This is a genomic window from Catelliglobosispora koreensis DSM 44566 (genome assembly GCF_000379685.1).
GTDB classification, from domain to species: domain Bacteria; phylum Actinomycetota; class Actinomycetes; order Mycobacteriales; family Micromonosporaceae; genus Catelliglobosispora; species Catelliglobosispora koreensis.
On the sequence record NZ_KB903273.1, the window covers coordinates 1 to 1,869 of the forward strand.

At 62.8% G+C, this 1,869-nt stretch carries 2 protein-coding genes; both read right to left on the reverse strand.

Features of this window, described 5'->3' with window-relative positions:
* Nucleotides 1-1,372 (reverse strand): nitrate reductase subunit beta (gene narH / locus A3E1_RS0125510; RefSeq protein ID WP_020523629.1); only part of this gene is annotated, 1,372 nt, incomplete at its 3' end.
* A 1-nt stretch (nucleotide 1,373) separates the two neighbouring features.
* The coding region (locus A3E1_RS0125515) for a molybdopterin dinucleotide binding domain-containing protein (protein WP_026208837.1) at nucleotides 1,374-1,869 on the reverse strand (496 nt) is incomplete at its 5' end.

Sequence of the window (1,869 nt, forward strand, 5' to 3'; positions counted from 1 at the left end):
CGTACCGGTCCTCATATTTTGCGATGGCCAGCAGCCGGTACATGGCTTCGATTTCGCGGCCGGTCATCCCCGCGGCGGTGGCGATGGTCTCGTCTCGCGGTTCGCCGAGGTTGATCCGCCGCATGTAGGAGCGCATCGCGGCGAGTTTGCGCAGCACGGCCGTCACCGGTACCGGGTCCCCTGCGGTAAACAGGCCGGCCAGATATTCCACCGGGATGCGCAGCGCGTCGACCGCACCGAACAGGTTGCCCGCGTCTTCGCCGTCATGCCCTGTGCCGGCGAGCACGTCGACGACGGGTGACAGAGGCGGGATGTACCAGACCATCGGCATGGTGCGGTATTCCGGATGCAACGGTAGTGCCACCTGGTACCGCATGATCAGGTCCCAGACTGGTGAGCGCTGCGCCGCGTCAATCCAGTCCTCAGGTATACCGGCGGCACGGGCACCGGCGATCACGTGCGGGTCGTGCGGGTCAAGGAACACCGACCGCTGCGCCTCATACAGCCCGGTTTCATCTTCGGTCGCGGCGGCGGCGGTGACTTTGTCGGCGTCATAGAGCATCAGGCCGATGTAGCGCAGCCGGCCCACACACGTTTCCGAGCACACGGTCGGGATGCCGATTTCGACGCGGGGGAAGCAGAAGGTGCACTTTTCGGCTTTGCCGGTGCGGTGGTTGAAATAGATCTTCTTGTACGGGCAGCCGGTCACGCACATGCGCCAGCCGCGGCAGCGGTCCTGGTCCACTAAAACGATGCCATCTTCGGAGCGTTTGTAGATCGCCCCGGATGGGCACGCGGCGGCACAGGACGGGTTGAGGCAGTGTTCGCAGATGCGGGGCAGGAAGAACATGAACGCTTTTTCGTACTCCTGGCGCACGTGTGCTGAAACTTGGGCCAGGACGGGGTCGCCGGAGGCGATTTCGTTGCCGCCGGCCAGGGAATCGTCCCAGTTGGCCGACCACGAAATCTTCGTGTCTTTACCGGTGATCAAAGATGTTGGCCGGGCGACCGGGGTGTCATCGCCAGCAGGAGCGGTCAGCAGATGCTCGTACTCATACGTCCATGGCTCGTAGTAGTCCTGAATAGACGGAAGCTTGGGGTTGGCGAAAATGGTGAGCAGCTTCTTTATGCGCCCGCCAGAGCGGGGCTTGAGCCGGCCGCGTTTGGTGCGCACCCAGCCGCCCTGCCACCGCTGCTGGTCCTCATATTTGCGCGGGTAGCCAAGACCTGGGCGGGTTTCGACATTGTTGAACCACACATATTCCACCCCGGTGCGGTTGGTCCATGCCTGCTTGCAGGTCACCGAGCAGGTGTGGCAGCCGATGCATTTGTCGAGGTTCATGACCATCGCCAGCTGTGCCATCACGCGCATGTCAGTACTCCACGTTCTGGTTGCGGCGGCGGATCATGGTGACTTCGTCGCGCTGGTTACCGGTCGGGCCCAAATAGTTGAACGCGAACGACAATTGGGCATAGCCACCAATCAGATGCGTGGGTTTGATCAGCAGCCGGGTCAGCGAGTTGTGGATCCCGCCCCGTCTGCCGGAGGTTTCGGCCTTGGGCACATCGACGACGCGTTCCTGGGCGTGGTACATGTAAACGGTTCCGGGCGGCATCTTGTGGGAGACCACGGCCCGGGCGACGACCACGCCGTTGCGGTTGACTGCTTCGATCCAGTCGTTGTCGGCCACCCCGATTTTCGCCGCGTCGGCTTCGCTCATCCAGATCGTCGGCCCGCCCCGCGACAAGGTCAGCATCAGCAGGTTGTCCTGGTACTCCGAATGGATGGACCATTTCGAATGCGGTGTCAGGTAGCGCACGGTCAGGCCGAGCTCGCCGTTGGAGCTTAATTCCGGTTCGCCGAAGAGC